Source organism: Bacillus sp. WMMC1349, assembly GCF_013155385.1.
Taxonomy (GTDB): Bacteria; Bacillota; Bacilli; order Bacillales; family Bacillaceae; genus Bacillus.
The window spans coordinates 2,150,894-2,172,838 of sequence record NZ_JABJUQ010000007.1 but is presented as its reverse complement, the minus strand read 5'-3'; the positions used below and the strand labels follow the sequence as shown (position 1 = coordinate 2,172,838).

At 39.4% G+C, this 21,945-nt stretch carries 20 protein-coding genes; 16 read left to right on the top strand and 4 right to left on the bottom strand.

Going from position 1 to position 21,945, the window contains the following annotated elements; translation table 11 throughout:
• Nucleotides 1–84 precede the first annotated feature (84 nt).
• The 11 genes from gndA (at nucleotide 85) to HOO54_RS13365 (ending at nucleotide 12,525) form a co-directional block, all read left to right on the top strand.
• Nucleotides 85–1,494 carry an NADP-dependent phosphogluconate dehydrogenase gene (gene gndA, locus HOO54_RS13415; RefSeq protein ID WP_172296047.1) on the top strand — a complete coding sequence of 470 codons (1,410 nt, stop codon included), beginning with the start codon at nucleotides 85–87 and terminating at the stop codon, nucleotides 1,492–1,494.
• 265 nt (nucleotides 1,495–1,759) lie between these two features.
• Nucleotides 1,760–3,421: an alkaline phosphatase gene (locus tag HOO54_RS13410; protein WP_172296045.1), complete on the top strand. Its 1,662-nt coding sequence runs from the start codon at nucleotides 1,760–1,762 to the stop codon at nucleotides 3,419–3,421.
• Between the two features lie 156 nt (nucleotides 3,422–3,577).
• Nucleotides 3,578–4,189, top strand: a complete 612-nt coding sequence (locus tag HOO54_RS13405) for a hypothetical protein (protein WP_172296043.1) — start codon at nucleotides 3,578–3,580, stop codon at nucleotides 4,187–4,189.
• A 277-nt stretch (nucleotides 4,190–4,466) separates the two neighbouring features.
• A complete protein-coding gene (locus HOO54_RS13400) occupies nucleotides 4,467–4,775 on the top strand; it encodes a PTS sugar transporter subunit IIB (RefSeq protein WP_172296041.1) in 309 nt (102 codons plus the stop codon).
• Nucleotides 4,776–4,781: 6 nt separating this feature from the next.
• Complete coding sequence (locus HOO54_RS13395) at nucleotides 4,782–5,114, top strand: PTS sugar transporter subunit IIA (RefSeq protein WP_172296039.1); 333 nt, start codon at nucleotides 4,782–4,784, stop codon at nucleotides 5,112–5,114.
• A 39-nt stretch (nucleotides 5,115–5,153) separates the two neighbouring features.
• Nucleotides 5,154–6,467: a PTS cellobiose transporter subunit IIC gene (gene celB, locus HOO54_RS13390; RefSeq protein ID WP_172296037.1), complete on the top strand. Its 1,314-nt coding sequence runs from the start codon at nucleotides 5,154–5,156 to the stop codon at nucleotides 6,465–6,467.
• A gap of 24 nt (nucleotides 6,468–6,491) precedes the next feature.
• Entirely contained in the window at nucleotides 6,492–7,910 is a 1,419-nt protein-coding gene (locus HOO54_RS13385) for a glycoside hydrolase family 1 protein (protein ID WP_172296035.1), read from the top strand.
• 152 nt (nucleotides 7,911–8,062) lie between these two features.
• Nucleotides 8,063–8,776: a GntR family transcriptional regulator gene (locus tag HOO54_RS13380; RefSeq protein WP_172296033.1), complete on the top strand. Its 714-nt coding sequence runs from the start codon at nucleotides 8,063–8,065 to the stop codon at nucleotides 8,774–8,776.
• Nucleotides 8,777–8,988: 212 nt separating this feature from the next.
• Complete coding sequence (locus HOO54_RS13375; protein WP_172296031.1) at nucleotides 8,989–9,969, top strand: TAXI family TRAP transporter solute-binding subunit; 981 nt, start codon at nucleotides 8,989–8,991, stop codon at nucleotides 9,967–9,969.
• A gap of 71 nt (nucleotides 9,970–10,040) precedes the next feature.
• Nucleotides 10,041–10,559 (top strand): DUF1850 domain-containing protein, encoded by a 519-nt coding sequence (locus HOO54_RS13370; protein ID WP_172296029.1) that lies wholly within the window; start codon nucleotides 10,041–10,043, stop codon nucleotides 10,557–10,559.
• Nucleotides 10,552–12,525: a TRAP transporter permease gene (locus HOO54_RS13365; protein ID WP_172296027.1), complete on the top strand. Its 1,974-nt coding sequence runs from the start codon at nucleotides 10,552–10,554 to the stop codon at nucleotides 12,523–12,525. Before HOO54_RS13370 ends, HOO54_RS13365 begins: the two co-directional genes overlap by 8 nt.
• Before the next feature lie 54 nt (nucleotides 12,526–12,579).
• Here HOO54_RS13365 and zwf read toward each other — a convergent pair whose 3' ends face one another.
• On the bottom strand, nucleotides 12,580–14,055 hold the full coding sequence (gene zwf / locus HOO54_RS13360; RefSeq protein WP_172296025.1) for a glucose-6-phosphate dehydrogenase: 1,476 nt from the start codon (nucleotides 14,053–14,055) through the stop codon (nucleotides 12,580–12,582).
• A 177-nt stretch (nucleotides 14,056–14,232) separates the two neighbouring features.
• Here zwf and rnz point away from each other — a divergent pair, with 177 nt between their 5' ends.
• Complete coding sequence (rnz, locus tag HOO54_RS13355) at nucleotides 14,233–15,159, top strand: ribonuclease Z (protein WP_172296023.1); 927 nt, start codon at nucleotides 14,233–14,235, stop codon at nucleotides 15,157–15,159.
• Between the two features lie 172 nt (nucleotides 15,160–15,331).
• Complete coding sequence (gene rpmG / locus HOO54_RS13350) at nucleotides 15,332–15,481, top strand: 50S ribosomal protein L33 (protein ID WP_172296021.1); 150 nt, start codon at nucleotides 15,332–15,334, stop codon at nucleotides 15,479–15,481.
• A gap of 40 nt (nucleotides 15,482–15,521) precedes the next feature.
• Here the strand turns inward: rpmG and HOO54_RS13345 are convergent, their stop codons facing one another.
• Nucleotides 15,522–16,289, bottom strand: a complete 768-nt coding sequence (locus tag HOO54_RS13345; protein ID WP_172296019.1) for an alpha/beta fold hydrolase — start codon at nucleotides 16,287–16,289, stop codon at nucleotides 15,522–15,524.
• A 95-nt stretch (nucleotides 16,290–16,384) separates the two neighbouring features.
• The gene (gene namA / locus HOO54_RS13340) at nucleotides 16,385–17,407 is read right to left on the bottom strand and encodes an NADPH dehydrogenase NamA (RefSeq protein WP_172296017.1); all 1,023 of its coding nucleotides are present in this window, start codon (nucleotides 17,405–17,407) and stop codon (nucleotides 16,385–16,387) included.
• Nucleotides 17,408–17,567: 160 nt separating this feature from the next.
• Between namA and HOO54_RS13335 the strand changes: the two genes are divergently transcribed.
• Nucleotides 17,568–19,175, top strand: a complete 1,608-nt coding sequence (locus HOO54_RS13335; protein WP_172296015.1) for a M20/M25/M40 family metallo-hydrolase — start codon at nucleotides 17,568–17,570, stop codon at nucleotides 19,173–19,175.
• A gap of 45 nt (nucleotides 19,176–19,220) precedes the next feature.
• Here the strand turns inward: HOO54_RS13335 and proC are convergent, their stop codons facing one another.
• A complete protein-coding gene (proC, locus tag HOO54_RS13330) occupies nucleotides 19,221–20,039 on the bottom strand; it encodes a pyrroline-5-carboxylate reductase (protein WP_172296013.1) in 819 nt (272 codons plus the stop codon).
• A 302-nt stretch (nucleotides 20,040–20,341) separates the two neighbouring features.
• Here proC and HOO54_RS13325 point away from each other — a divergent pair, with 302 nt between their 5' ends.
• Together HOO54_RS13325 and HOO54_RS13320 are read left to right on the top strand one after the other, a co-directional pair.
• Nucleotides 20,342–20,650 (top strand): hypothetical protein, encoded by a 309-nt coding sequence (locus HOO54_RS13325; protein ID WP_172296011.1) that lies wholly within the window; start codon nucleotides 20,342–20,344, stop codon nucleotides 20,648–20,650.
• Nucleotides 20,651–20,949: 299 nt separating this feature from the next.
• Nucleotides 20,950–21,945, top strand: coding sequence for an MBL fold metallo-hydrolase (locus HOO54_RS13320; protein WP_172296009.1), 996 nt, complete (start codon nucleotides 20,950–20,952; stop codon nucleotides 21,943–21,945).

The window sequence follows — 21,945 nt, the reverse complement described above, 5'->3', positions numbered from 1 at the left end:
GAAAAGATGGGTCAAAGTATGGTAATTTCAATTTAATAAAAAAATTAAACTATATGATAAGTGTTTCTAGAAGGGACGTTAGACATGGCAAAACAGGAAATCGGTGTAGTTGGTTTAGCAGTAATGGGAAAAAATTTAGCCTTAAATATTGAAAGCCGCGGTTTTTCAATATCTGTGTATAACAGATCAAGAGAAAAAACAGATCAGTTTCTAGAAGAAGCAAAAGACAAACAAGTTGTCGGCACATACAGCATTGAAGAGTTCGTAGAATCTCTTGAAAAGCCGCGCAAAATTTTGTTAATGGTAAAGGCTGGAACTCCAACCGATGCAACAATTCAATCACTTCTGCCTCATCTAGAAAAAGGCGATATTTTGATTGACGGTGGAAATACATATTACAAAGATACACAAAGACGCAATAAAGAGCTTGCCGAAAGCGGCATTCATTTTATTGGGACAGGTGTCTCTGGCGGTGAAGAGGGTGCTTTAAAAGGTCCATCTATTATGCCTGGTGGTCAAAAAGAGGCGCATGAGCTTGTCAAACCGATACTTGAAGCGATTTCTGCAAAAGTTGATGGAGAGCCTTGTACAACATATATCGGACCAGACGGTGCAGGCCATTATGTGAAAATGGTTCATAACGGGATCGAATATGGCGACATGCAGCTGATTTCCGAATCTTACTTTATTCTGAAACACCTTGTCGGTTTATCATCTGATGAGCTTCACGAGGTATTTTCTGAGTGGAATAAAGGGGAGCTCGACAGTTACTTGATCGAAATCACAGCAGATATTTTCACGAAAACCGATGACGAAACAGGCAAACCGCTTGTTGATGTGATTTTGGATAAAGCAGGCCAAAAAGGCACAGGGAAATGGACAAGCCAAAGTGCGCTTGATCTTGGTGTGCCGCTGCCAATTATTACAGAATCCGTGTTTGCGCGGTTTATCTCTTCCATGAAAGAAGAACGTGTTAAAGCAAGTAAACTTCTTAAAGGTCCTCAAGCAACAACGGTTGCGGAGAACAAAGAAGAATTGATTGAAGCGGTTAGAAAAGCGCTCTTCATGAGCAAAATTTGTTCTTATGCACAAGGATTCGCACAAATGAGAGCTGCATCAGAAGAATATGGCTGGGACTTAAAATACGGTGATATCGCGATGATTTTCCGTGGAGGTTGTATTATCCGTGCGGCTTTCTTGCAGAAAATCAAAGATGCCTATGACCGCAATCCTGCGCTTGATAATTTGTTGCTTGATCCATACTTCAAAGAGATTGTTGAAGGCTATCAAGGAGCATTGCGTAAAACGATCGCCCTTGCAGTTGAACAAGGAATTCCAGTACCATGCTTCTCAAGTGCGCTTGCATATTTTGACAGTTATCGCACGGCAACACTGCCTGCTAACTTGATTCAGGCACAACGTGATTACTTTGGTGCACACACTTATGAACGTACTGATAAGGAAGGTATTTTCCACACTGAGTGGATGAAATAAACAGATGAAGACCACAGTCATAAACGGCTGTGGTCTTTATATGTGGAGCTGTCTAAAAAGTCCTTTATCAACATGAATCTGGGGGAATTGCGAACTCCTGCGGGAACAGCTAGCAAATTTCCCGATTTTTATTCATCCACACTAGGATATTCATGATAATCCTTTTTTCCTCTCATGTATGGTTTGAGCGTTTTTATGGGAACTTAAGGGTAGTTACCAGATCAATAGAACACTTAAGTCACGACTGTCTTGGAGGGGATGCATCATGGATTTTGTTTGCAGAAAAATGATTGGTCTTACATTAGCAAGTGCAACCGTTTTAGGAGCGGCAGGCACAAATAGTATTGCAAGGGATACAGTAGCCAAAAAGGAAGAGCACAAAGTAAAGAACGTCATCATGATGGTCATGGACGGGACAAGCTCAACTGCAGCAACTTTAGCTCGTTGGTATAAAGGAAAACCTCTAGCCATGGACAACATCATCTCAGGCGGTGTCCGAACTTACTCAGCTGAATCGGCAATTACAGATTCTGCCCCGGCTGCAACAGCAATGGCCAGTGGACACAAATCGAATTCTGGTTATATTGGAGTTTTGCCTTCTTTGGTCGATTCTCCAGGTGTTGATCAGATCCGTAAAAGAGATCAGTTCCGCCCTGTTGCAAATGTATTAGAAGGTGCAAAAAAGGTTGGTAAAGCAACCGGAATCATTGCAACATCGGAAATTCAACACGCCACACCAGCCGCTTTTTCTGCTCACCACTATGATCGAAACCATTTCGATGTCCTTGGTGAACAACAAGTGTACCAAAACATTGACATTGTGCTTGGTGGAGGGAAAGAGTCGCTTCTACCGGGAACGAAACAAAAAAGCCGCCGCGATGGTGAAGATTTACTGAAGGTGATTCAAGACAAAAAATATGATGTTGTGGATACAAAGGCAGACCTCATGAAATCAAAGTCGAAAAAAATCTGGGGCATTTTTTCACAACGAGACTTGGCTTTTGACATGGACCGTCAATCTACACATCCTGAGCAACCAAGACTAGCTGAGATGACTAAAAAATCAATTCAGACGTTGTCAAAAGATCAAGATGGTTTCTTCTTATTTGTGGAAGGCAGCAAGTCAGACTGGGCGGCACACCAAAATGATCCAGTTGGTCTTATTAGTGATGTATTAGCGTTTGATGAGGCTGCTAAAGAAGCATTAGATTTCGCCAAAAAAGATAAGAACACAATGATCATTGCCGTTACTGACCATGGGAACAGCGGCATTTCCATCGGTAACAGTCATACGACAAAAGGGTATAACACTACACCTGTTTCAGCATATATTGACCCGCTTAAAAAAGCAAAAATGACACTGGAAGGTGCTACAAGTCAATTAAAAGATGACTTATTTAATATCGAAGAAGCCGCGCGACTTTATGGTCTTGACCATTTAACAGCGACTGAACAAAAACAGCTTGCTGCTGTGAACAATAAAAAAGAAGCGGCAACTGTTTTTACAACACTGTTGGCAAATCGATCGAACATTGGCTTTACAACAGGTGGTCATACAGGGGAAGATGTTTTCCTATATTCCTACGGACCAAAAAAACCAGTGGGTCTCATTGAAAATATAGACATTGCCAAAATGGTAGCGAAGGCAATGGGTTTCAATTTGAATCGTTTAACTAAAGATTTATTTATTGAAGCACATCAAGCATTTAAAAAAGAGGATACCAAAGTGACCATTGATCGTTCAGATCGAGAAAACCCAGTACTTGTTGTAACACGCAAAAATGTGAAAGCAGAGATGCCTGTCAACAAAAATGTTATTCGTGTGGAAGGAAAGGAATATCAATTGAACAGTATAATAGTTGAAAGTGATGGGAAATTTTATGTACCGAAAGAGGCAGTCCGCAAGTTTCAGAAATACGTCCATTAACAAGCAAGTACCACTTCGACCGCTTCATTTGCGGTCTTCTTTTTTGAAAAGGATGAAACCTTAAAACTTGTTTTAAAAAAACAGAAACAAATGCAGCGAATTCCTTTTGCGCTGAATTCACTGCAGAGCATGAAAAATAGATTAGGAGATCAATAGATGAATTATCCATTGACAACACCACCATTTGAAATGAAAGAATTTGGAAATATGACAAAAAAAGATGCAAAACAATTCTTCGATTGGTACATTGGCGAAATTCCTTCTCGCATTAAAGTTTTGCAGGAACTAACAGACCATAAGATCAAGTTGGATTATTCCAAACAGTCACTTATTGACTTGTTTACTTGGTACTTATCCCAAGTTACAATTTATGAACTGTCTGAAGAAGAAATTCAAGTTGAACTAGATGATTTACGTCAATACCCTGGCTTTGTTTATGAAGATGAAAAAGAACGTTTGTTGGAAAATCCTGTAGATTTAATAAAAGAAGACTATGCGTTAGCGATGGATATCGCAGTATATTATGGTGAAGCTATTATAAAACATTATCCCCAAGTTCAGTGGACATTCTTCACAAAGCCTAAGTCACATGCTGATCTAAATGAACCGATTCTTTATTTTGAAGACGAAGACATTTACTATGAACGAAATCCGAGAAGTTTAATGCATATTCTCTCTCTTAAAGTTAAACGGAATGAAGCGAAGCACACTACGTTATATGAAGTTTTCTTGATGGATTCAGAGAATATACTAGGAGAAGATGAATAACAATATATCAGCTTGTCGAAAAAGTCGTAAAAAAAGGCTTGTTCGACAAGTTTTTTTGTTTAATGTCACACAATCAATTCCTGCAAATTAAAAGCTAGACACCCTACCGGAAAGGTGCTGCTTCTGGAACCTGAGACTTAAAAAGCGTCGAATAAAACACTTAATGTCAAAATTAATACAAACATTTATTTCTAAATGTCTAGACATTTAGAAATAAACAGATATAATAATAATTGTGAAAGCGCTTTTAATATTTCGAGAGGAAAGGGAGATCATCATGAAAAAAATTCTACTTGCTTGCAGTTCAGGAATGTCAACAAGCCTTTTAGTGACTAAAATGGAGGAGCATGTTCAATCAATCGGTGATGAAGCTAAGATTTGGGCAGTGGGGCAAGATCAAGCAAAAAAAGAGATGGAACATGCTGATGTTGTATTAATTGGTCCGCAAATGAGTTTTTTAAAAGATGAGTTGCAAGAAGAAGCTGAAAAATACGGAATTCAGGTTGCTGTCATTGATATGGTAGCGTATGGAATGGCAGATGGAAAAAAAGCATATGAACAGGCATTAAGCTTAATAGGGGACTGATTAAACATGGAAGAGACAAAACTTGATGGACTAACAAACGAACAAATTTGTTTTCAACTGATTCTTCATAGTGGTAATGCACGCAGCAAAGTCATGGAGTCTTTAAAAAAATACCGAAACAACAGTGTAGAGGAAGCAGAAGAACTTCTTGTTCAGGCTGAACAAGATTTACAAGCATCACATGAAATTCATTTCAAAATGGTTCAAAAAGAAGCAGACGGAGAAAAAAGTGAATTTTCCCTACTTCTGATGCATGCGGAAGATCATTTAATGTCGACATTAACGATGAAGGAACTTGTTACAGAGTTATTAAAAATATTCAAAGAGAAAAATTTATGATGTATTAAAGGCTGATCAATAAAAGGGGGTCAATAGGCAATGTTCGATAAACTGAGCAAGTTTTTGGTTCCGATTGCCGGAAAGCTCAACAATAACCGTTATTTAGGTGTCCTTAGAGATGCATTTATGCTTGCTTTTCCGCTAACGATTTTCGGGTCAATTATGGTCGTTATTGCAAATTTACCGTTTCTCGAAAAAATCATGAGCAAGTCGGCACTGGGAACATTTCAATCCGCATTAAATGTTGCACCAAATGCCACGATTAAAATCATGTCATTGTTCGTCGTATTCGGAATTGGTTATTATTTATCAAAAAGTTATAAAGTTGAAGCAATATTTGGAGGAGTTGTCGCTTTAGCTGCATTCTTCATCTTAACACCTTTTCTTTTGAATGGTGAAGGAGGACAAGTGGTTCCAGAAGTTATTCCGCTTGACAGAATCGGAGCAAAAGGAATGTTTCTTGGTATGCTTACCGCCTTTACAGCAGCCGAGATTTACCGATTCTTCGTACAGAAAAACTTTACCATTAAAATGCCTGCGGGTGTTCCACCAGCCGTAGCGAAATCGTTTGCTGCTCTCATTCCTGCTGTACTGACACTGACAGTCTATTTAATGATTAATATTGTGATCACTCAAGGATTCGACAACAATATGCATGATCTCATCTATCATCTTGTACAAGCTCCACTTGTCGGACTTGGAAGCGGTATCATCCCAACCTTGATTGCGATATTTTTTATTCAGATCTTATGGTTCTTCGGGCTACACGGGCAAATTATTGTAAACTCAGTAATGGATCCAATTTGGAATACACTTTCCGTTGAAAACATGGATAGTTATACAGCAACAGGGGAAGTTCCCCATATTATTAGCAAGCAGTTTATGGAAGTATATACGGTCGGAATGGGCGGAACAGGGATGACGCTCGCTGTTATTATTTCCATCTTATTGTTTATGAAAAGTAAACAGATGAAACAAGTGGCAAAACTTGGAGTGGCACCAGGCATTTTCAATGTCAACGAACCGATTATTTTTGGATTGCCAATCGTCATGAACCCGTTGATTCTTGTTCCATGGGTGATATCACCGATGATTGTAACATTGATAACTTACTTTACGATGTCAGCAGGGCTTGTACCGCCACCTACAGGAGTCAATGTTCCTTGGACAGTGCCGATTTTTCTTAGCGGTATGATGGCGACCAATTCAATTGCCGGCGGTATTTTGCAAATTTTCAACTTAGCCGTCGTCTTTATGATCTGGTTCCCATTCCTGAAATTCATTGATCGAATGAATTTGAAAAAAGAACAGGAATCCAGTGCATCTGAACAAAGTAACACGGTTGAAATGTAAAAAAGTAAAAAGGAGAATGATCGTATGCAAAAAACAGAAGTAACGACAAAAGAGACGATCAAATATCGTTTTCCCCAAGATTTCTGGTGGGGTTCAGCAGCCTCTGCAACTCAAACAGAAGGTGCAGCAAGTGAAGGTGGGAAAGGCAAAAATATTTGGGATTATTGGTTCGAACATGAACCAAACCGCTTTTTTAATGGAGTAGGTCCTGAAAAGACTTCGCGATTTTATGAGACCTATCAAGAAGACATTCGTCTTATGAAAGAGCTTGGTCATAACTCATTCCGAATGTCCATATCATGGTCAAGAATGTTTCCGGAAGGAAAAGGGGCATTAAACCAAGAAGGTGCAGATTTTTATAACAAAGTGATCGATGAAATGATCGCTGCTGGAATCGAACCTTTTGTTAATCTTTATCATTTTGATATGCCGCTTGCTATGCAGGAAATCGGTGGTTGGGAAAACCGTGAAGTTGTTGATCATTTTGTTTCATATGCAGAAACATGTTTCCGCTTGTTCGGTGACAGAGTGAAGAAATGGTTTACTCATAATGAACCAATTGTTCCGGTAGAAGGCGGATATTTATACAACTTTCATTATCCTGAAATTGTTGATTTCAGAAAAGCTGTCCAAGTCGCTTATCATGAATTACTATCAAACGCGAAAGCAATCGAAGCTTATCGGAAGCTAGGCGGGGATGGTCAAATTGGTATTGTCTTAAATTTAACACCGTCTTATCCGCGCAGCCAACATCCTCAGGATGTGAAAGCTTCAGAAATTGCTGATGCTTTCTTTAACAAATCGTTTCTTGATCCGGCTGTTAAAGGGGAATTTCCACCGCTTTTAGTTGATATTTTAAGAGAGTATGATTATCTTCCTAAAATGGAACAAGGTGATGTAGAGACGATTAAGAATAACACAGTTGATTTAATTGGTGTTAACTATTATCAACCGAGACGCGTAAAAGCAAAAGAATACCTGCCGCATCCTGATGCACCTTTTATGCCTGAGCGCTTCTTTGACAACTATGAAATGCCCGGTAGAAAAATGAATCGTCACCGTGGATGGGAGATCTATGAAAAGGGTATTTATGATATATTAATCAACCTGAAAGACAACTATGATAATATTGAATGTTTCATTTCTGAAAACGGTATGGGTGTCGAAGGGGAAGAAAAATTCCGGGATGAAAACGGGATGATCCAAGATGATTATCGGATTGAGTTTATTCGTGAACATTTAAAATGGATGCACAAAGCCATTCAGGAAGGATCAAATGTAAAAGGCTATCACTTGTGGACTTTCATGGATAACTGGTCATGGACGAACGCGTATAAAAACCGTTATGGCTTTGTTTCTGTTAACCTTGATCAAAACGCTGAACGGACCATTAAAAAGAGCGGTTATTGGTTTAAACGTGTTACAGAAAACAACGGTTTTTAATACGAACATGTGCTAAGGATTTTAGAACCGAATGAACCTGTAAAAAGATGGTCTTGTTTCGGCCATCTTTTTATTTCCTAAAGGAAACCGATTATAATAATAATAAAGCCGTTTGTAATGAAAGAAGATCCTTAGTATTGGTGGTTAAAATAATGAGAAAATATGAATTTATTTCAAATGAAATAAGAAAAAGGATACGAGAAAAATACTATTCGGCAGATCAACCAATCCCCGATGAACTTTCTCTTGCAAAAGAATTTTCTTGCAGCAGAATGACGATGAAAAGGGCGCTCGATATTCTTGTTTCCGAAGGCATACTGTATCGTAAACGGGGACATGGCACTTTCATTGTGAAGTCTTCTATACAAAATATTCCCGTTAGTGTAACAGACAAGGAAAATCTTGGGCTAACAAAGCTCCTTGTCGGCAAACAGATCGAAAGTAACATCATCCAGTTTGATGTTGAATTTCCGACAGACCAAGTAGCAAAACAATTATCAATCGAAAAACGCGTTCCAGTATATCATATTATCCGACTGCGAAAAGTTGAGAATGAACCATATGTTATTGAAGAAACGTATATGCCTTCAAATCTCATTTCTGAATTGACTGAAGATGTTTTGCTCGATTCGATTTATCGGCATATCACCGAAACCTTAAACCTTAAAATTGCCGGCTCACACCGAAAGATTAGAGCGGCTAAGTCGTCAGATCTGGATCAAAAATATTTGGAGTGTGCAGATGACGATCCAGTGCTTGAAGTTGAGCAGATCGCTTTTTTAAACACTGGTGAACCTTTTGAATATTCGTTTGCCAGACACCGTTATGACAAGTTCGAGTTTTCCAGTGTTCATATTCGAAAGTAGCTATTTGTTTTAAAAATGAAGCCAGTGGAGAACATCGTGTCCACTGGTTTTCATATGACCTTTTTTACGGCTCTTAAAGAAAGCGCATACATATAGAGGGTCTTACATAAAATTGACTAAACAGTTGGAAATAAGAGAATTTATTGACAAATGAGACATATTTTATGGTAGGATAGAATTGTTATTTTGTACAACAATGGGGGGGTAAATGAATGAATAAATGGAAAGGCAAAATGATGATTGTCATGATGCTTGGTCTTGTCATGGGGATGGCGGCCTGCGGAGGCAATCAAGCATCAAAGGATGGTAAAGACGCCAAAGGTTCAGGCAGTTACAGCCTGCTTACAGGTGGAACTGGCGGTACATATTATCCTCTTGGCGGTCAGTTTGCAAAGCTTTGGGATGAAGCGACAGGTGACAAATTTACAACTCAAACAACTGGAGCTTCCGCTGAAAATATGGCGACTTTGCAAAAAGGAGAAGCTGAAGTTGCATTTTCTCAAACCGATATTGCATCTTATGCAATAGAAGGAAAAGAGATGTTTAAAGAAAAAATCGATGGGATTAAAGCGATCGCCGCCTTATATCCTGAAACTGTACAGGTTGTGACAACAGAAAAAAGCGGAATCAATTCGATTGAAGATTTAAAAGGTAAAACCGTTTCTGTCGGTGCAGCTGGATCAGGGGTTAATATTAATGCAAAACAAATTTTGGAGGTTTATGGGCTGTCATTCGAAGATATCAAACCGCAGAATCTTTCGTTTGAAGAATCAACTGATGGTATTCAGTCCGGTGCCATTGATGCTGCCTTTATTACAGCAGGAACCCCAACAGGCGCTGTTGAAGGACTATCTGCCCAAAATGATATTAAAATTTTAAATATTGAAAAAGATAAACAAAAAAAACTGATGGATCAATATCCATTCTATGCGTCTGATACGATAAAAAGCGGCACTTACGGGATCAAAGAGGATGTCAGCACAGTGGCTGTTAAAGCGATGCTTGTTGCATCTGATAAACTTGATGAAAAGACCGTGTATAAAATGACAAAAGCGTTGTTTGAAGCTGGAAAAATCAATCATGCAAAAGGTAAGTTTATTAAAGCTAAAACAGCACTTGAAGGGTTAGGAAGTATTGATATTCATCCTGGAGCAGCCAAATATTTTAAAGAAAAAGGAATTGAAAAATCTTAAAATGACGAATTGATAGACTGTAGCACCGACCTCAGTCTATCGTTTTTCTGTTCGTCAGGGGATACCAATAAATGAACAAATACAGATTGATCATCATGCTGTCTTTTTTAGTTGCGATTTTGACACTGCTTTTCTTATGTCTGATTCCATCTCAAAAAGCCGTTGTATTTACGAAAGAAGATAGCGGTGAGATCGTGGCATATCTTCCTCTTCAGGAGGAGCAATCGTTTGAGATTATTTATACGCATTCGATCCATAATACAAAAGTGATTGAAACGTATGTTTGTAAACAACAGAAGCTAAAACAGATCGCTTTGACCTATCATGATCCTGCTGTCGGAATGCCTGCCAATGCCGGACCTGGAGAAAAACTTGTGATAAAAGATGGTATATATACGATTTCCAATATGAAGCGAACCTTTCCGTTCATTGACATGCGGATCGGAAGGGTGAGGGCAAATCATCGGATCGGATACGCTGGTAAAGTATATCAATTAAAGCGCTTTTTTCGTCCAGGCTCATGGGTAAGGATGTCTGTTCAACATTTGAATAAGGTACAACAGTTGAAAGGAGTGAAAATCAATGGCTGACCAAAAGGAACATGATAGGACGCTTTCTGAAACGGAACAACAGAAACTTTTGGACAAATACGATCCTGAGGCAGGGACGAGAAAACTGGCAGGATTAGCGGGGATTGTTGCCTTTTTCGGTCTCCTCGGCTTTTCATTGTTTCAATTATATACAGCCATTTTTGGCGTTTTTCCAGCGCAAATTCAAAGATCCGTTCATTTAGGATTTGCCCTTGGTCTCATCTTTTTATTATTTCCAGCGAGAAAAAACATGCGTCAGACAGGAAAATTTAAAATCGCTTGGTATGATTGCTTACTAGCTATTTTAGGTGCGGGTGTCGGTGTTTATTGGGTCATCAATTATAAAACAATTGTCACTGGGATTGGTTTGATTACAACAACTGATTTTTATGTCGGGTTGCTGGCGATTTTCTTAGTGCTTGAAGCGACAAGAAGGGCTGTTGGTTTGCCGATTACAATTATCGCCGGTTTGTTTCTTCTCTATGGTCTTTATGGTTCATATTTACCGGGATTTTTGTCGCATAATGGATTAACGCTGGAACGGCTCGTTCAGACCATGTATTTTACAACTGAAGGAATTTTGGGAACTCCGCTTGCTGTTTCTTCGACTTTCATATTTTTATTTATCTTATTTGGCGCTTTCCTCGTGAAAACCGGTGTCGGTCAATATTTTAATGATCTTGCTGTTGCCATTGCCGGGAGAAGTACGGGCGGTCCTGCTAAAGTGGCAATATTCTCGAGCGCGCTTCAGGGAACAATTAGCGGCAGTTCTGTTGCCAATGTTGTCACATCAGGGTCTTTTACAATTCCAATGATGAAGAAGTTGGGATACAAAAAGGAGTTTGCCGGTGCGGTTGAAGCGTCTGCATCGACCGGTGGTCAGCTGATGCCGCCAATTATGGGTGCTGCCGCTTTTTTAATGGTGGAGTTTATCGGTGGCATCACATATTGGGATATCGCAAAAGCGGCAGCGATTCCTGCCATTCTTTATTTCACAGGCGTTTGGATTATGACACATTTTGAAGCGAAACGGGTCGGTTTGCGTGGTTTAACAAAAGAAGAGATGCCAAACCGGATGGAAGTGTTTAAAAAGATTTATCTATTAATTCCTATCGTGTCAGTCGTCATTTTGTTAATGTCCGGGATTACTGTCATGCATGCTGCTCTATATTCGATTGTTCTAGCGGTAATTGTCGGTTTTTTTAACAGAGGCTCAAGAATGGGGCTTAAAGAAATCGTTCTGGCACTGACGGACGGAGCGAGAATGGCGCTTTCAGTTGCGGCTGCAACAGCCGCTGCAGGAATTATCGTTGGAGTAGTCACAAAGACAGGGCTCGGTCTCAAACTGGCCAATGGGCTGTTAGACTTGGCTGGAGGCGCACTATTGCCATCGCTTTTTTTGACAATGATCGCGGCTTTAATTCTTGGCATGGGTTCGCCGACAACAGCAAATTATGTCATCACATCGACGATTGCCGCCCCAGCTCTTATGTTATTGAATGTACCTGATTTGTCAGCTCACTTGTTTGTTTTTTATTTCGGGATCGTTGCCGATATTACACCGCCTGTGGCATTGGCTGCTTTTGCGGCTGCAGGAGTGGCTGGAGGAGAGCCGATCAGAACGGGGATTAACTCTGCTAAGCTTGCTATTGCCGCTTTTATCATCCCATATATTTTCGTTTTATCTCCGGAGTTATTGATGATCAATGCTCATTGGTATGAAATCATCTGGGTCATCTTTACGGCATTATCAGGCATGATTGCCATCGGAGCGGGAATGATCGGATTCTGGATGAGAAAAGTGTTGTGGTTTGAACGAATATTGGCACTTCTTAGTGGATTGTTGCTGATTTATCCTGAGGGATATACGGATCTGATTGGGCTTGGTCTGTTTGTACTTCTCTTTATTCTCCAGTTGATATGGAAACGAGATAAAAACCGTCCCTTAACAACTTTAAATGTTTAAAGAACATCAGCCTTCAAAGAATAGAATCTTTGAAGGCTGATTGCTGTATGTTCATTAGATTGGCCACCAATGAAACCCGTCTCTGCCAAGAAGTTCGTCAGAAGCTTTCGGGCCCATAGATCCAGCTTTATAGTCTGGTGACAATGTTTTATTGTTTTCCCAGTATTGCGAGATCACATCCACAAAGTTCCAAGAAAGGGCAACTTCATCCCAATGGGCAAAGTTTGTTGCATCTCCATGTAAACAGTCGAGAATGAGTTTTTCGTAAGCCTCTGGTGTATTGATACCATCTTCACAGTTATGACAGTAATCAAGTTTGATCGGCTCAGCAAATGTACTGCCTCCAAGTTTTCTTGCGTTTAAATGAAGTGTGATCCCTTCATCAGGTTGGATATGGATCACCAATAAATTAGGATGCATTGTGTCGCCATTTCCGTAATATAAGTTCATTGGAATATCTTTAAATTGAACAACAATTTGTGTTGATTTTTTCTTCATCCGTTTTCCTGTACGGATATAGAATGGAACTCCAGCCCAGCGGAAGTTATCGATTAGCAACTTTCCAGCAACAAATGTTTCAGTATTGGAATCTGCCGCAACATTTTGTTCATCTCGATAAGCTTTCACTTGATGTTCATCGATCATTCCGGCATCATATTGACCGCGAACAAAAAATTGTTCAATCTGATCTGTTTGAATAGGGCGAAGCGCTCTAAGCACCTTTACTTTTTCACTCCGGATTTCCTCAGTGTTCAGTTTAATTGGCGGTTCCATCGCAAGCAATGCTACCATTTGGAGAATATGGTTTTGGACCATATCTCTAAGCGCCCCTGATTTTTCATAGTATCTTGCACGGTCTTCAACACCTAAATCTTCACTTGAAGTGATTTGGATGTTTGAGATGTACCGATTTGTCCAAAGCGGTTCAAAAATCGCATTGGCAAAGCGAATCACCTCAATATTTTGGACCATTTGTTTTCCTAAGTAGTGGTCAATCCGATAAATTTGATCTTCAGTAAAGGCTTCGCGAATCTCTTGGTTCAATGCTTTTGCACTTGCTAAATCATGACCGAACGGTTTTTCAATGACAAGTCTTGACCAGCCATTTGTCGAAGTGACACCTTCTGATTTTAAAAACTGAGCGATTGTTCCAAAAAACTCAGGAGCCATCGCCAAATAAAACATCCGGTTATTCGGAATTTGATATGTACTTTCAAGCTGCTCGATTAGTTGATTTAAATCGCGATACGAATCTGAGCAAGTAACATCAAATGGGTGATAATAAAAGTGAGATGTGAATTCTTTTACATCCTTCTTATATTCAAACTTTGCAATTGAATGTTGTACAGTATCGCGAAGATCCTCATTTGTCCAAGGTCTTCTTCCCACCCCGACAACTGCAAAATCATCACCAATTTGACCATTTTCGTATAGTCTATGGATGGATGGGTAAAGTTTTCGTTTTGCTAAATCACCTGTTGCGCCAAAAATAACAATTACTGCTTTTGGTTCAATTTGTTCTTTTCTCAACTAGACGTACCTCACTTTATTCGAAGCATAAGTATATTTCCTTCATTTTAAAGCTAATAGTTCTTTAAAGCAAACATTTGAGACTAAAAAATAAATGAAGAATCAGGCTTGTATTTCTTTTTTCCCAGACTTCATGTATCTTAATAAAGAGTAGTTTATGTTACAGGAGGGAGATACTTGGAATTATTATTTTTAGGAACGGGGGCAGGCATTCCAGCGAAAACAAGGAATGTCACATCTGTTGCATTAAAGCTTTTAGAAGAAAGACGATCTGTTTGGCTGTTTGATTGCGGAGAAGCTACACAGCATCAAATTTTACATACATCAATTAAGCCGAGAAAAATTGAAAAGATTTTCATTACCCATCTACATGGTGATCATATTTATGGTCTACCGGGATTGGTTAGTAGCCGCTCTTTTCAAGGCGGGGAGAGCTGTTTAACGATTTATGGGCCAAAAGGAATTAAAAAGTATCTTGAAACAGTGCTTGAGACAACAGGAACACATCTTACCTATCCTTTAGTAATTGAAGAGATTGAAGAAGGCACGGTTTTTGAAGATGATCAGTTTATCGTGACAGCCAAAAGTGTTGAACACGGGATTCCAGCCTTTGGTTATAGGGTCAAAGAAAAAGATATACCTGGGGCACTCGAAGCTAATAAATTGAAAGAAATAGGGATTTCTCCTGGACCAGTCTATCAAAAATTAAAGAACGGTGAAGTTGTAACATTGGATGATGGACGTGTCATCAAAGGTTCAGATTTTATTGGGTCTGCCAAAAAAGGGCGGATCATCGCCATTTCCGGAGATACGAAACAGTGCGAGAGTGTAAGAGAGCTGGCGGTGGATGCTGATGTTCTCGTTCATGAAGCAACATTTGCTAAAGGTGATCGGGAGTTTGCAGGTGACTATTTTCACAGTACGACAGAACAAGCAGCTGAAACAGCAAAACAAGCCGGAGTAAAAAACCTCATCTTAACCCATATTAGTGCAAGATATCAAGGTGACATTGCAACTGAATTAGCAAATGAAGCAAAAGAAGTCTTTGCAAACAGTACGGTTGCCTTTGATTTTTATGAATTTGAAGTCAAACGAAGAGCATGATCATGTGACGGGGCTGTCCAGTAAGTCGATTTTTGATTATTTGGACGCCCTGTTCACATTTAACAATGCTGATATGTCAGCATTCTCGAATCAATGGCTTTTAACAATTGACTTTTGTTTAGGAGATTTTGTATAATAAAACGTAATTATTACGTTTTGTAGGAGGGATAGCATGAGAGTAAATATCACACTGGCATGTACTGAAACTGGAGACCGCAACTATATCACGACAAAAAATAAGCGGACAACTCCGGATCGTCTTGAATTGAAAAAGTATTCTCCACGTCTGAAAAAATATACTCTTCATCGTGAAACAAAGTAGAGAAACTAAGAAACCAGCAGTCTTTTTGGACTGCTGGTTTTTAGTTCGCCGTTTGATAAATATAGTGATGCTGCTGTGCCGCATACCAGACATCGTAAATGGCAAGCTGTACAATATGCGGCTCATCAAAGTGAATCATATGTGAGCTGTTTTTCGCTTCTATCCAGCCGCTTTGATGTGAAAGAGACAGCAGTCTATTGTGAAGTTTTAGCCACTCTGAATGAGCTTTTCTCAAGTTCGCTTTTTGATTTCCGGATGAGATGATCAGTAATGGGGTTGAACCCAAGTGTTTTTGTTTCTGTTTTAACGTGTACAGACTTTGTTGAAATAGCTTGTGTGACGTTTCAAGGGCGAACTGTTTGAAATAGTCTTGCTGTGCTTCTTTTGGCAAGTGCGGCAACACTTTTTCTTCCTGTTCTTCACAAGCTGGATCAAGCAGAACGAGACCGATAATCTCATCGCTGTAAAGGCTGGCAAATAGTCTTGCTATAATCGCACCGAAGGAATGGGCAACAAAAATATAGGGAGGTTTTACTTTTGCTACATGGAGAAGTGCTATTAAATCTTTCACCATTTGGTCAGCCGTTCTGATTTTGTTGCTTGTTTGGCTATTTCCAAGACCTGCACGGTCATAAACAAAAAGACCGAGATCTTCATCTATATCATGTAAAATGGGCTCCCATGTTTCTGAGGAAGTAGCATAACCTGCTTCAAAAATAATAGTGGCGTTCTTTTTCCCTTTCCGATGCTTTGTATAAAATGTACAACCATCAACTGTATAGGTCTGCTCTGTTAAACCTTGATTCATGGAGGTCATCCTCTCTCTATAAATGTTATTCTATTACGAATGACGCATGAACAAGGTTGATCGTTTCTAAAGAGTGAAAATTTTTTATCAGTCGTTTAAGACCATGCTCTACTGTATTGACCAGGTCCTTCGATTTCTGTATGCAACTGTTTCGCCGCTGTTTTTGGCCAATACGGGTCTCTTAACAATTCCCTTCCAACAAAGATAAGGTCAGCTCGACCATTTTGAAGGATTTCTTCCGCCTGTAAACCATTTGTAATCAGTCCGACAGCACCTGTTTGAATGCTGGCTTGGGCGCGGATCGTATCGGCAAAATCGACCTGGTATCCTGGGAAGATCTTCATGTCTGCTGGTACGACTGCACCTGAACTGACATCGATCAGATCGACACCTTGTTCTTTCATCCATGTGCTAAAGACGACATAATCGGAAACATTGAGTCCGTTTTTCTTATAATCAGAAGCTGAAACCCTTACAAATAAAGGACCATCCCATACTTGTTTTACAGAATCTATCACTTCTCGAAGCAACCGGTAGCGGTTTTCTGCTGATCCGCCATACTCATCTTCACGCTGATTAGAAAGCGGAGATAAAAATTCGTTGATTAAATATCCGTGCGCTCCATGAATTTCAATGATATCAAATCCGGCTGCTTTCGCTCTTTTAGCACCTGTTTGAAAGGCTTGGACCGTTTCTTTAATATCTTCTTTCGTCATTTCGATAGGGGTTCTGGAGTTTTCATCAAAAGGAATCGCAGAAGGCCCAAAGATCTTACCATCTACTTCAGCTTTTCTCCCGGCATGCGCCAGTTGGATTGCTGTTCGGCTGCCATATGATTGAATTTGTGATGTTAACATAGATAAACCTTTCATATGTTCATCATTCCAGATCCCTAAATCTTGATCAGAAATCCGTCCCTCTGGTGTGACAGCGGTAGCTTCAATCATAATGAGTCCGACTTGACCAATGGCACGTGATAAATAATGTGTGAAATGAAATGGCTGTATCTTGCCATCCTTATCATGGGAAGAATACATACACATCGGTGACATCACAATTCGGTTTTTTAGTGTAACTCCTTTTATGTCCAACGGTGTAAACAGTTTTCGTTCAGTCAATTTATTTCGCCTCCCGTAAGTTTTCTAGTTGATTATATCAATCTTGAAAAACCTCGTCATATAAACTGCTCAAATGATATTCAAATGAAAGAAACTGCAGTACAATAAGGCTGACTATATTAATTATCCTATAATTTTACAGAAAAAGAGGGATTACAAAATGAAATGGCAGACGAAGGAAGAATTGAAACAGTTGTTAATTTCTCTCATTCAACATGAAAGTGTATCAGGTACGACTGACGAAGTAGCGCTTGCGGAATATATGTATCATTTATTAAAAGAGCGTTCGTACTTTCAAAAACACCCTGATCATTTGAAACTCCATCCAATGAAAGATGGTCGCTATTTCTTGACAGCTCTTGTGAAAAAACCGGCGAAAAAAAATACGGTGTTATTGCTCAGCCACTTTGATGTTGTCGATACATCAGACTATGGAGAATTTAAACGAATGGCTTGCAAACCTTTAGAGTTGCTGAATTCGTTGCTGGAAAAAAAGGAGTTGCTACCTGAACGAGCAAAACAAGATTTAGAAAGTGGGGAGTGGTTGTTTGGCAGAGGCAGCATGGATATGAAAGCCGGTCTTACTGTCCAGTTTTCCATGCTTGAGCGAGCAATGAACGGAGAGTTTGATGGGAATCTTCTCTTGATCACTGTACCTGATGAAGAAGTCAATTCACAAGGGATGATTGAAGCGATTCCTGTCTTAAAAGGTTTAGAAGAAGACTATGATCTTACATTTAAGGCTTGTTTGAATGGTGAGCCGATGTTTGAAAAATATCCTGGAGATCCTGGGCAGTATGTTTATTCAGGGAGTATCGGCAAAGTACTTCCCGGCTTTTTTTGCAAAGGGATTGAGACCCATGCAGGTGAGCCTTTTTCTGGTTTGAATGCAAATTTAATGGTATCCGAAATAAACCGACTCCTTGAATTAAATGCCGATTATTGTGAAGCTGTTGATGGAGAAATGACGCCTCCTCCAGTCAATCTTATGCAAAAGGATCTGAAGGAAAAATACTCTGTTCAGACTCCACATATGGCAGTATCATTATTTAATGTGCTGACAATGAAACGATCGGCGGCTGAACTGCATCAGATGCTGTTAAACACCGCAAAACAAGCAGCCATTCATGTTCAAACCATTGTTGAAGAAAAAACTGTTGATTATCAGCGGTTTGGCAACTTTACTCCAATTAAACGGCATATTCGTGTATTGGCTTTTGAAGAACTATGGGACAGAGCACAAGACAAGGTTGGAAAGGCTGAGGTAGAGCGGATTGTCAATTTTGCCATTGCTAACAGAGGAGAGCTTGGCGATCGCGATTTTTCAACGAAGATTGTTGCTGAACTAGTTTCACTTTGCAAAGATGATGCACCAATGATTGTGCTATTTTACAGTCCGCCATTTTATCCAGCTGTTTCTTCAAAAGGAGATCCATTGATTAAGAAGACGATTGATCATTTAGGGGAATTTGCAAGACACCAATATGGAATTGAGTTCAATGAAGTTCAGTACTTCCCTGGTCTTTCTGATTTGAGTTACTTTCAACTTAGTAAACAATCGCTTGATGAATATACAGCTAACATGCCGCTTTTTAGCCGGGGCTATTCTCTTCCAACAGACCAGGAAAACACATTATTTGTTCCAGTTATCAATATCGGACCTTTCGGAAAAGATCCGCATAAATGGACGGAACGTCTTCATTTACCTTATTCTTTTGGAACATTACCTCATTTGCTTGAGTTTGCGATCCACAGATTGTTAGCATAAGAAAAAAAGTTTACGGAGAGCTTCATGTTCACCGTAAACTTTTTGTTATTTAGCAGTTAACTGTTCTCTCATTTCTGCTGAACGCTTTGCCGCTTCCTTCACACAAGTGATGACTGCTTTTTCAAATTGAAGCTCATGTAAGACACGGATTCCGGCTTCTGTTGTACCTCCGGGACTTGTGATTTCTTTTCGCAATAAAGCGGGCTCTTTTCCGCTTTCAAGCATTTGCGCCGCTCCAATGATCATATCGATGATTAACTGTTTGGCTGTTAATTCCTCAAGCCCAAGTTCCCGAGCTGATTTTTCTAGAGCTTCGACAAATCGATAGACAAAAGCCGGGCCGCTTCCAGCAACTGCTGTAACTGCATCAAGAGCTGTTTCTTCAACCATTGTCACACTGCCGATCGTGTGAAAGAGATGGGTGACTTCATCAATTTGCTCTTCTGTGACATAGGGACCAGCCGCAAAGGCTGTCGCAGATTTTTGGATGGAAGCTGATGTATTCGGCATCGCCCTGACAATTGGCAGTTTTTTGCGAGTAAAGTGTTGAATGGCATCAATCGAAATACCAGCAAGAATCGAAATGATCAGCTGATCTTTATGCAAATAAGGCTGGATCTTCTCAATGCTTTCCGCCGCATCTTTCGGTTTTACCGCAAGCACGATTGTATCAAATTGAGCCATTGCTTGACCTATATCTTGTTCCGTATTGATTTCATATGCATCGTGAAGTTCCTTCAAGCGGGCTTTATTGGACTTATTTGTAGCCGTAATCTGCTTAGGTGTTAGTGTGCCGCTTTTGATAAGTCCCTTTATCATCGATTCTGCCATTGAGCCAGCTCCGATAAATACAATTCGTTTCACATCAGTTCCTCCTTCTATCAAACATAAAAAACCTTTCTTCCTGCTTAAAGGACGAAAAGGTTTCGCATTGAGGGAATGTTTAGATTTTTTACTATTCCTCTTCACAGTATTAAATCTCATTATGCTACGGGAGACTAATAAAAGTCAACATCATTCGTTCGTTTAACGGCTGAATATGTAGCTAACGGAAAATTACATTTATCAATTGAACTGGTTAATAATCACTCATTTTATTTGATCGTTTACAATAAATGGCGTACGATTTCTACGAAACTTAATAAACGATTAAAAAGGAAGATATGATGAAAGTAAATCTAATTGGATTAATAGTGACCATTGCTGTATCTTTTGTGTACTTAATCGTGAGAGCCTCCGGACTCTATGTAGTAAGCGGAATAAACCTTGATTTAACTGTTATGATGATCGTTTCGTTACTGATTCCATTTTTTATTTCTCAACTATTAAAACGAAAGTTTCCTTACTTGTTACTAATTGTTTTATATATATGGTGGAATAATTTTGGAGCTGTGGAGGCTAAATCAGATGAAGATGGCAAGTATCTTGTTTATGAAAAACAACTGCTTGGCTGTTGTGATAAAGATTTATTATAAAAAAGTAGGTCATTGTTTCTACAAAAAATATATCGAATTCAATACAGTGCCCTCACTATTTATGGATAGTTCTGGTTCAGAAAAGCCGTCAGTAAAACAAATTGAAGATTATATAACAGAACTACCTTACAGTATTCCATTAAAGGCAGACAGATGATGGGTTTTTTCAAGGCTAGTCTGCGTATTGATATGTTTAATGTTTGCACCATTAAGATCGTTTAACTATCGCACGTAATATATTGTGGGGTATTGGACAAGAGGCTCTTAGGTGGAAATGGCTCGGGAGAAAAAGGTAAAATATGATCAACATCATTTTTCATCAAAAGGAGAAGAAAATGTTCAAACATGAAAAGATCATTCCTATTTCAATACCGACACCATTTGCCATTGGCGATGTCAACATTTACTTAGTGAAAGGAGAGGCACTGACTTTAATAGATGTCGGTCCAAAAACAGAAGCAGCCTCCGCAATGTTAAAGAACAGTCTTGCTGAGTATCGGCTGACTTTAGACGATATTGACCAAGTTGTATTGACACACCATCACGCTGACCATGTTGGATTATTAGACGAATTTCCAGACAGTGTCAAGATTATCGGACATATGTATAATGAACCATATATCAGTCAGAATCCAGACTTTATTAAGAAACAGTCTGCTTTTTTTACATATTTATTTGGGCAGCTTGGAGTACCACACCATATGATATCAAGTCGTACAGTAGAACGGTCTTACCGGCTTTCTTGCCAACGTTCTTTAACGCAAACAATCAAGGAAAATGATCAGATTGACGGTCTTGAAGGATGGACTGTGCTTGAAACACCTGGACATGCTACATCTCATATTGTTCTTTATCACGAGAAAAGTGAAAGGTTGATCGGCGGAGATTTGCTGTTAAAAACATCCTCATCAAATCCTTTATTAGAAGTGCCCCAACAAGGGGAAAAGCGTCCTTTGCCGCTTTTGGATTATCTCGCATCAATCAACCGTCTTTCAGAGCTACCTTTAAAGGTGATTTTTCCAGGTCATGGCGGGCAGATTACGGGTATTCAAGAACTAATCATAAGACGATTAGAAAAACAACAAAACAGAGCTGAAGAGGTCTATGACATACTCTCGGAAAAAACTCATACTGCATTTGCCATCTGTCAGAAATTATTTCCAACAGTCTACGAAAAAGAATTGTTTTTGACCATGTCTGAAACAGTCGGCCAACTCGATTATTTGCAAGCGTGTAACCGCATCATCAGTGAAGAAATCAATGGAATTTATTATTATCATTCAAGGCAGGGATAG

Bases quoted from the DNA above. Each gene is read 5' to 3' on its own strand.
- gndA (WP_172296047.1), top strand. From the start codon at position 85: ATGGCAAAACAGGAAATCGGTGTAGTTGGTTTAGCAGTAATGGGAAAA.
- HOO54_RS13410 (WP_172296045.1), top strand. From the start codon at position 1,760: ATGGATTTTGTTTGCAGAAAAATGATTGGTCTTACATTAGCAAGTGCA.
- HOO54_RS13405 (WP_172296043.1), top strand. From the start codon at position 3,578: ATGAATTATCCATTGACAACACCACCATTTGAAATGAAAGAATTTGGA.
- HOO54_RS13400 (WP_172296041.1), top strand. From the start codon at position 4,467: ATGAAAAAAATTCTACTTGCTTGCAGTTCAGGAATGTCAACAAGCCTT.
- HOO54_RS13395 (WP_172296039.1), top strand. From the start codon at position 4,782: ATGGAAGAGACAAAACTTGATGGACTAACAAACGAACAAATTTGTTTT.
- celB (WP_172296037.1), top strand. From the start codon at position 5,154: ATGTTCGATAAACTGAGCAAGTTTTTGGTTCCGATTGCCGGAAAGCTC.
- HOO54_RS13385 (WP_172296035.1), top strand. From the start codon at position 6,492: ATGCAAAAAACAGAAGTAACGACAAAAGAGACGATCAAATATCGTTTT.
- HOO54_RS13380 (WP_172296033.1), top strand. From the start codon at position 8,063: ATGAGAAAATATGAATTTATTTCAAATGAAATAAGAAAAAGGATACGA.
- HOO54_RS13375 (WP_172296031.1), top strand. From the start codon at position 8,989: ATGAATAAATGGAAAGGCAAAATGATGATTGTCATGATGCTTGGTCTT.
- HOO54_RS13370 (WP_172296029.1), top strand. From the start codon at position 10,041: ATGAACAAATACAGATTGATCATCATGCTGTCTTTTTTAGTTGCGATT.
- HOO54_RS13365 (WP_172296027.1), top strand. From the start codon at position 10,552: ATGGCTGACCAAAAGGAACATGATAGGACGCTTTCTGAAACGGAACAA.
- rpmG (WP_172296021.1), top strand. From the start codon at position 15,332: ATGAGAGTAAATATCACACTGGCATGTACTGAAACTGGAGACCGCAAC.
- HOO54_RS13345 (WP_172296019.1), bottom strand. From the start codon at position 16,289: ATGAATCAAGGTTTAACAGAGCAGACCTATACAGTTGATGGTTGTACA.
- HOO54_RS13335 (WP_172296015.1), top strand. From the start codon at position 17,568: ATGAAATGGCAGACGAAGGAAGAATTGAAACAGTTGTTAATTTCTCTC.
- HOO54_RS13325 (WP_172296011.1), top strand. From the start codon at position 20,342: ATGAAAGTAAATCTAATTGGATTAATAGTGACCATTGCTGTATCTTTT.
- HOO54_RS13320 (WP_172296009.1), top strand. From the start codon at position 20,950: ATGATCAACATCATTTTTCATCAAAAGGAGAAGAAAATGTTCAAACAT.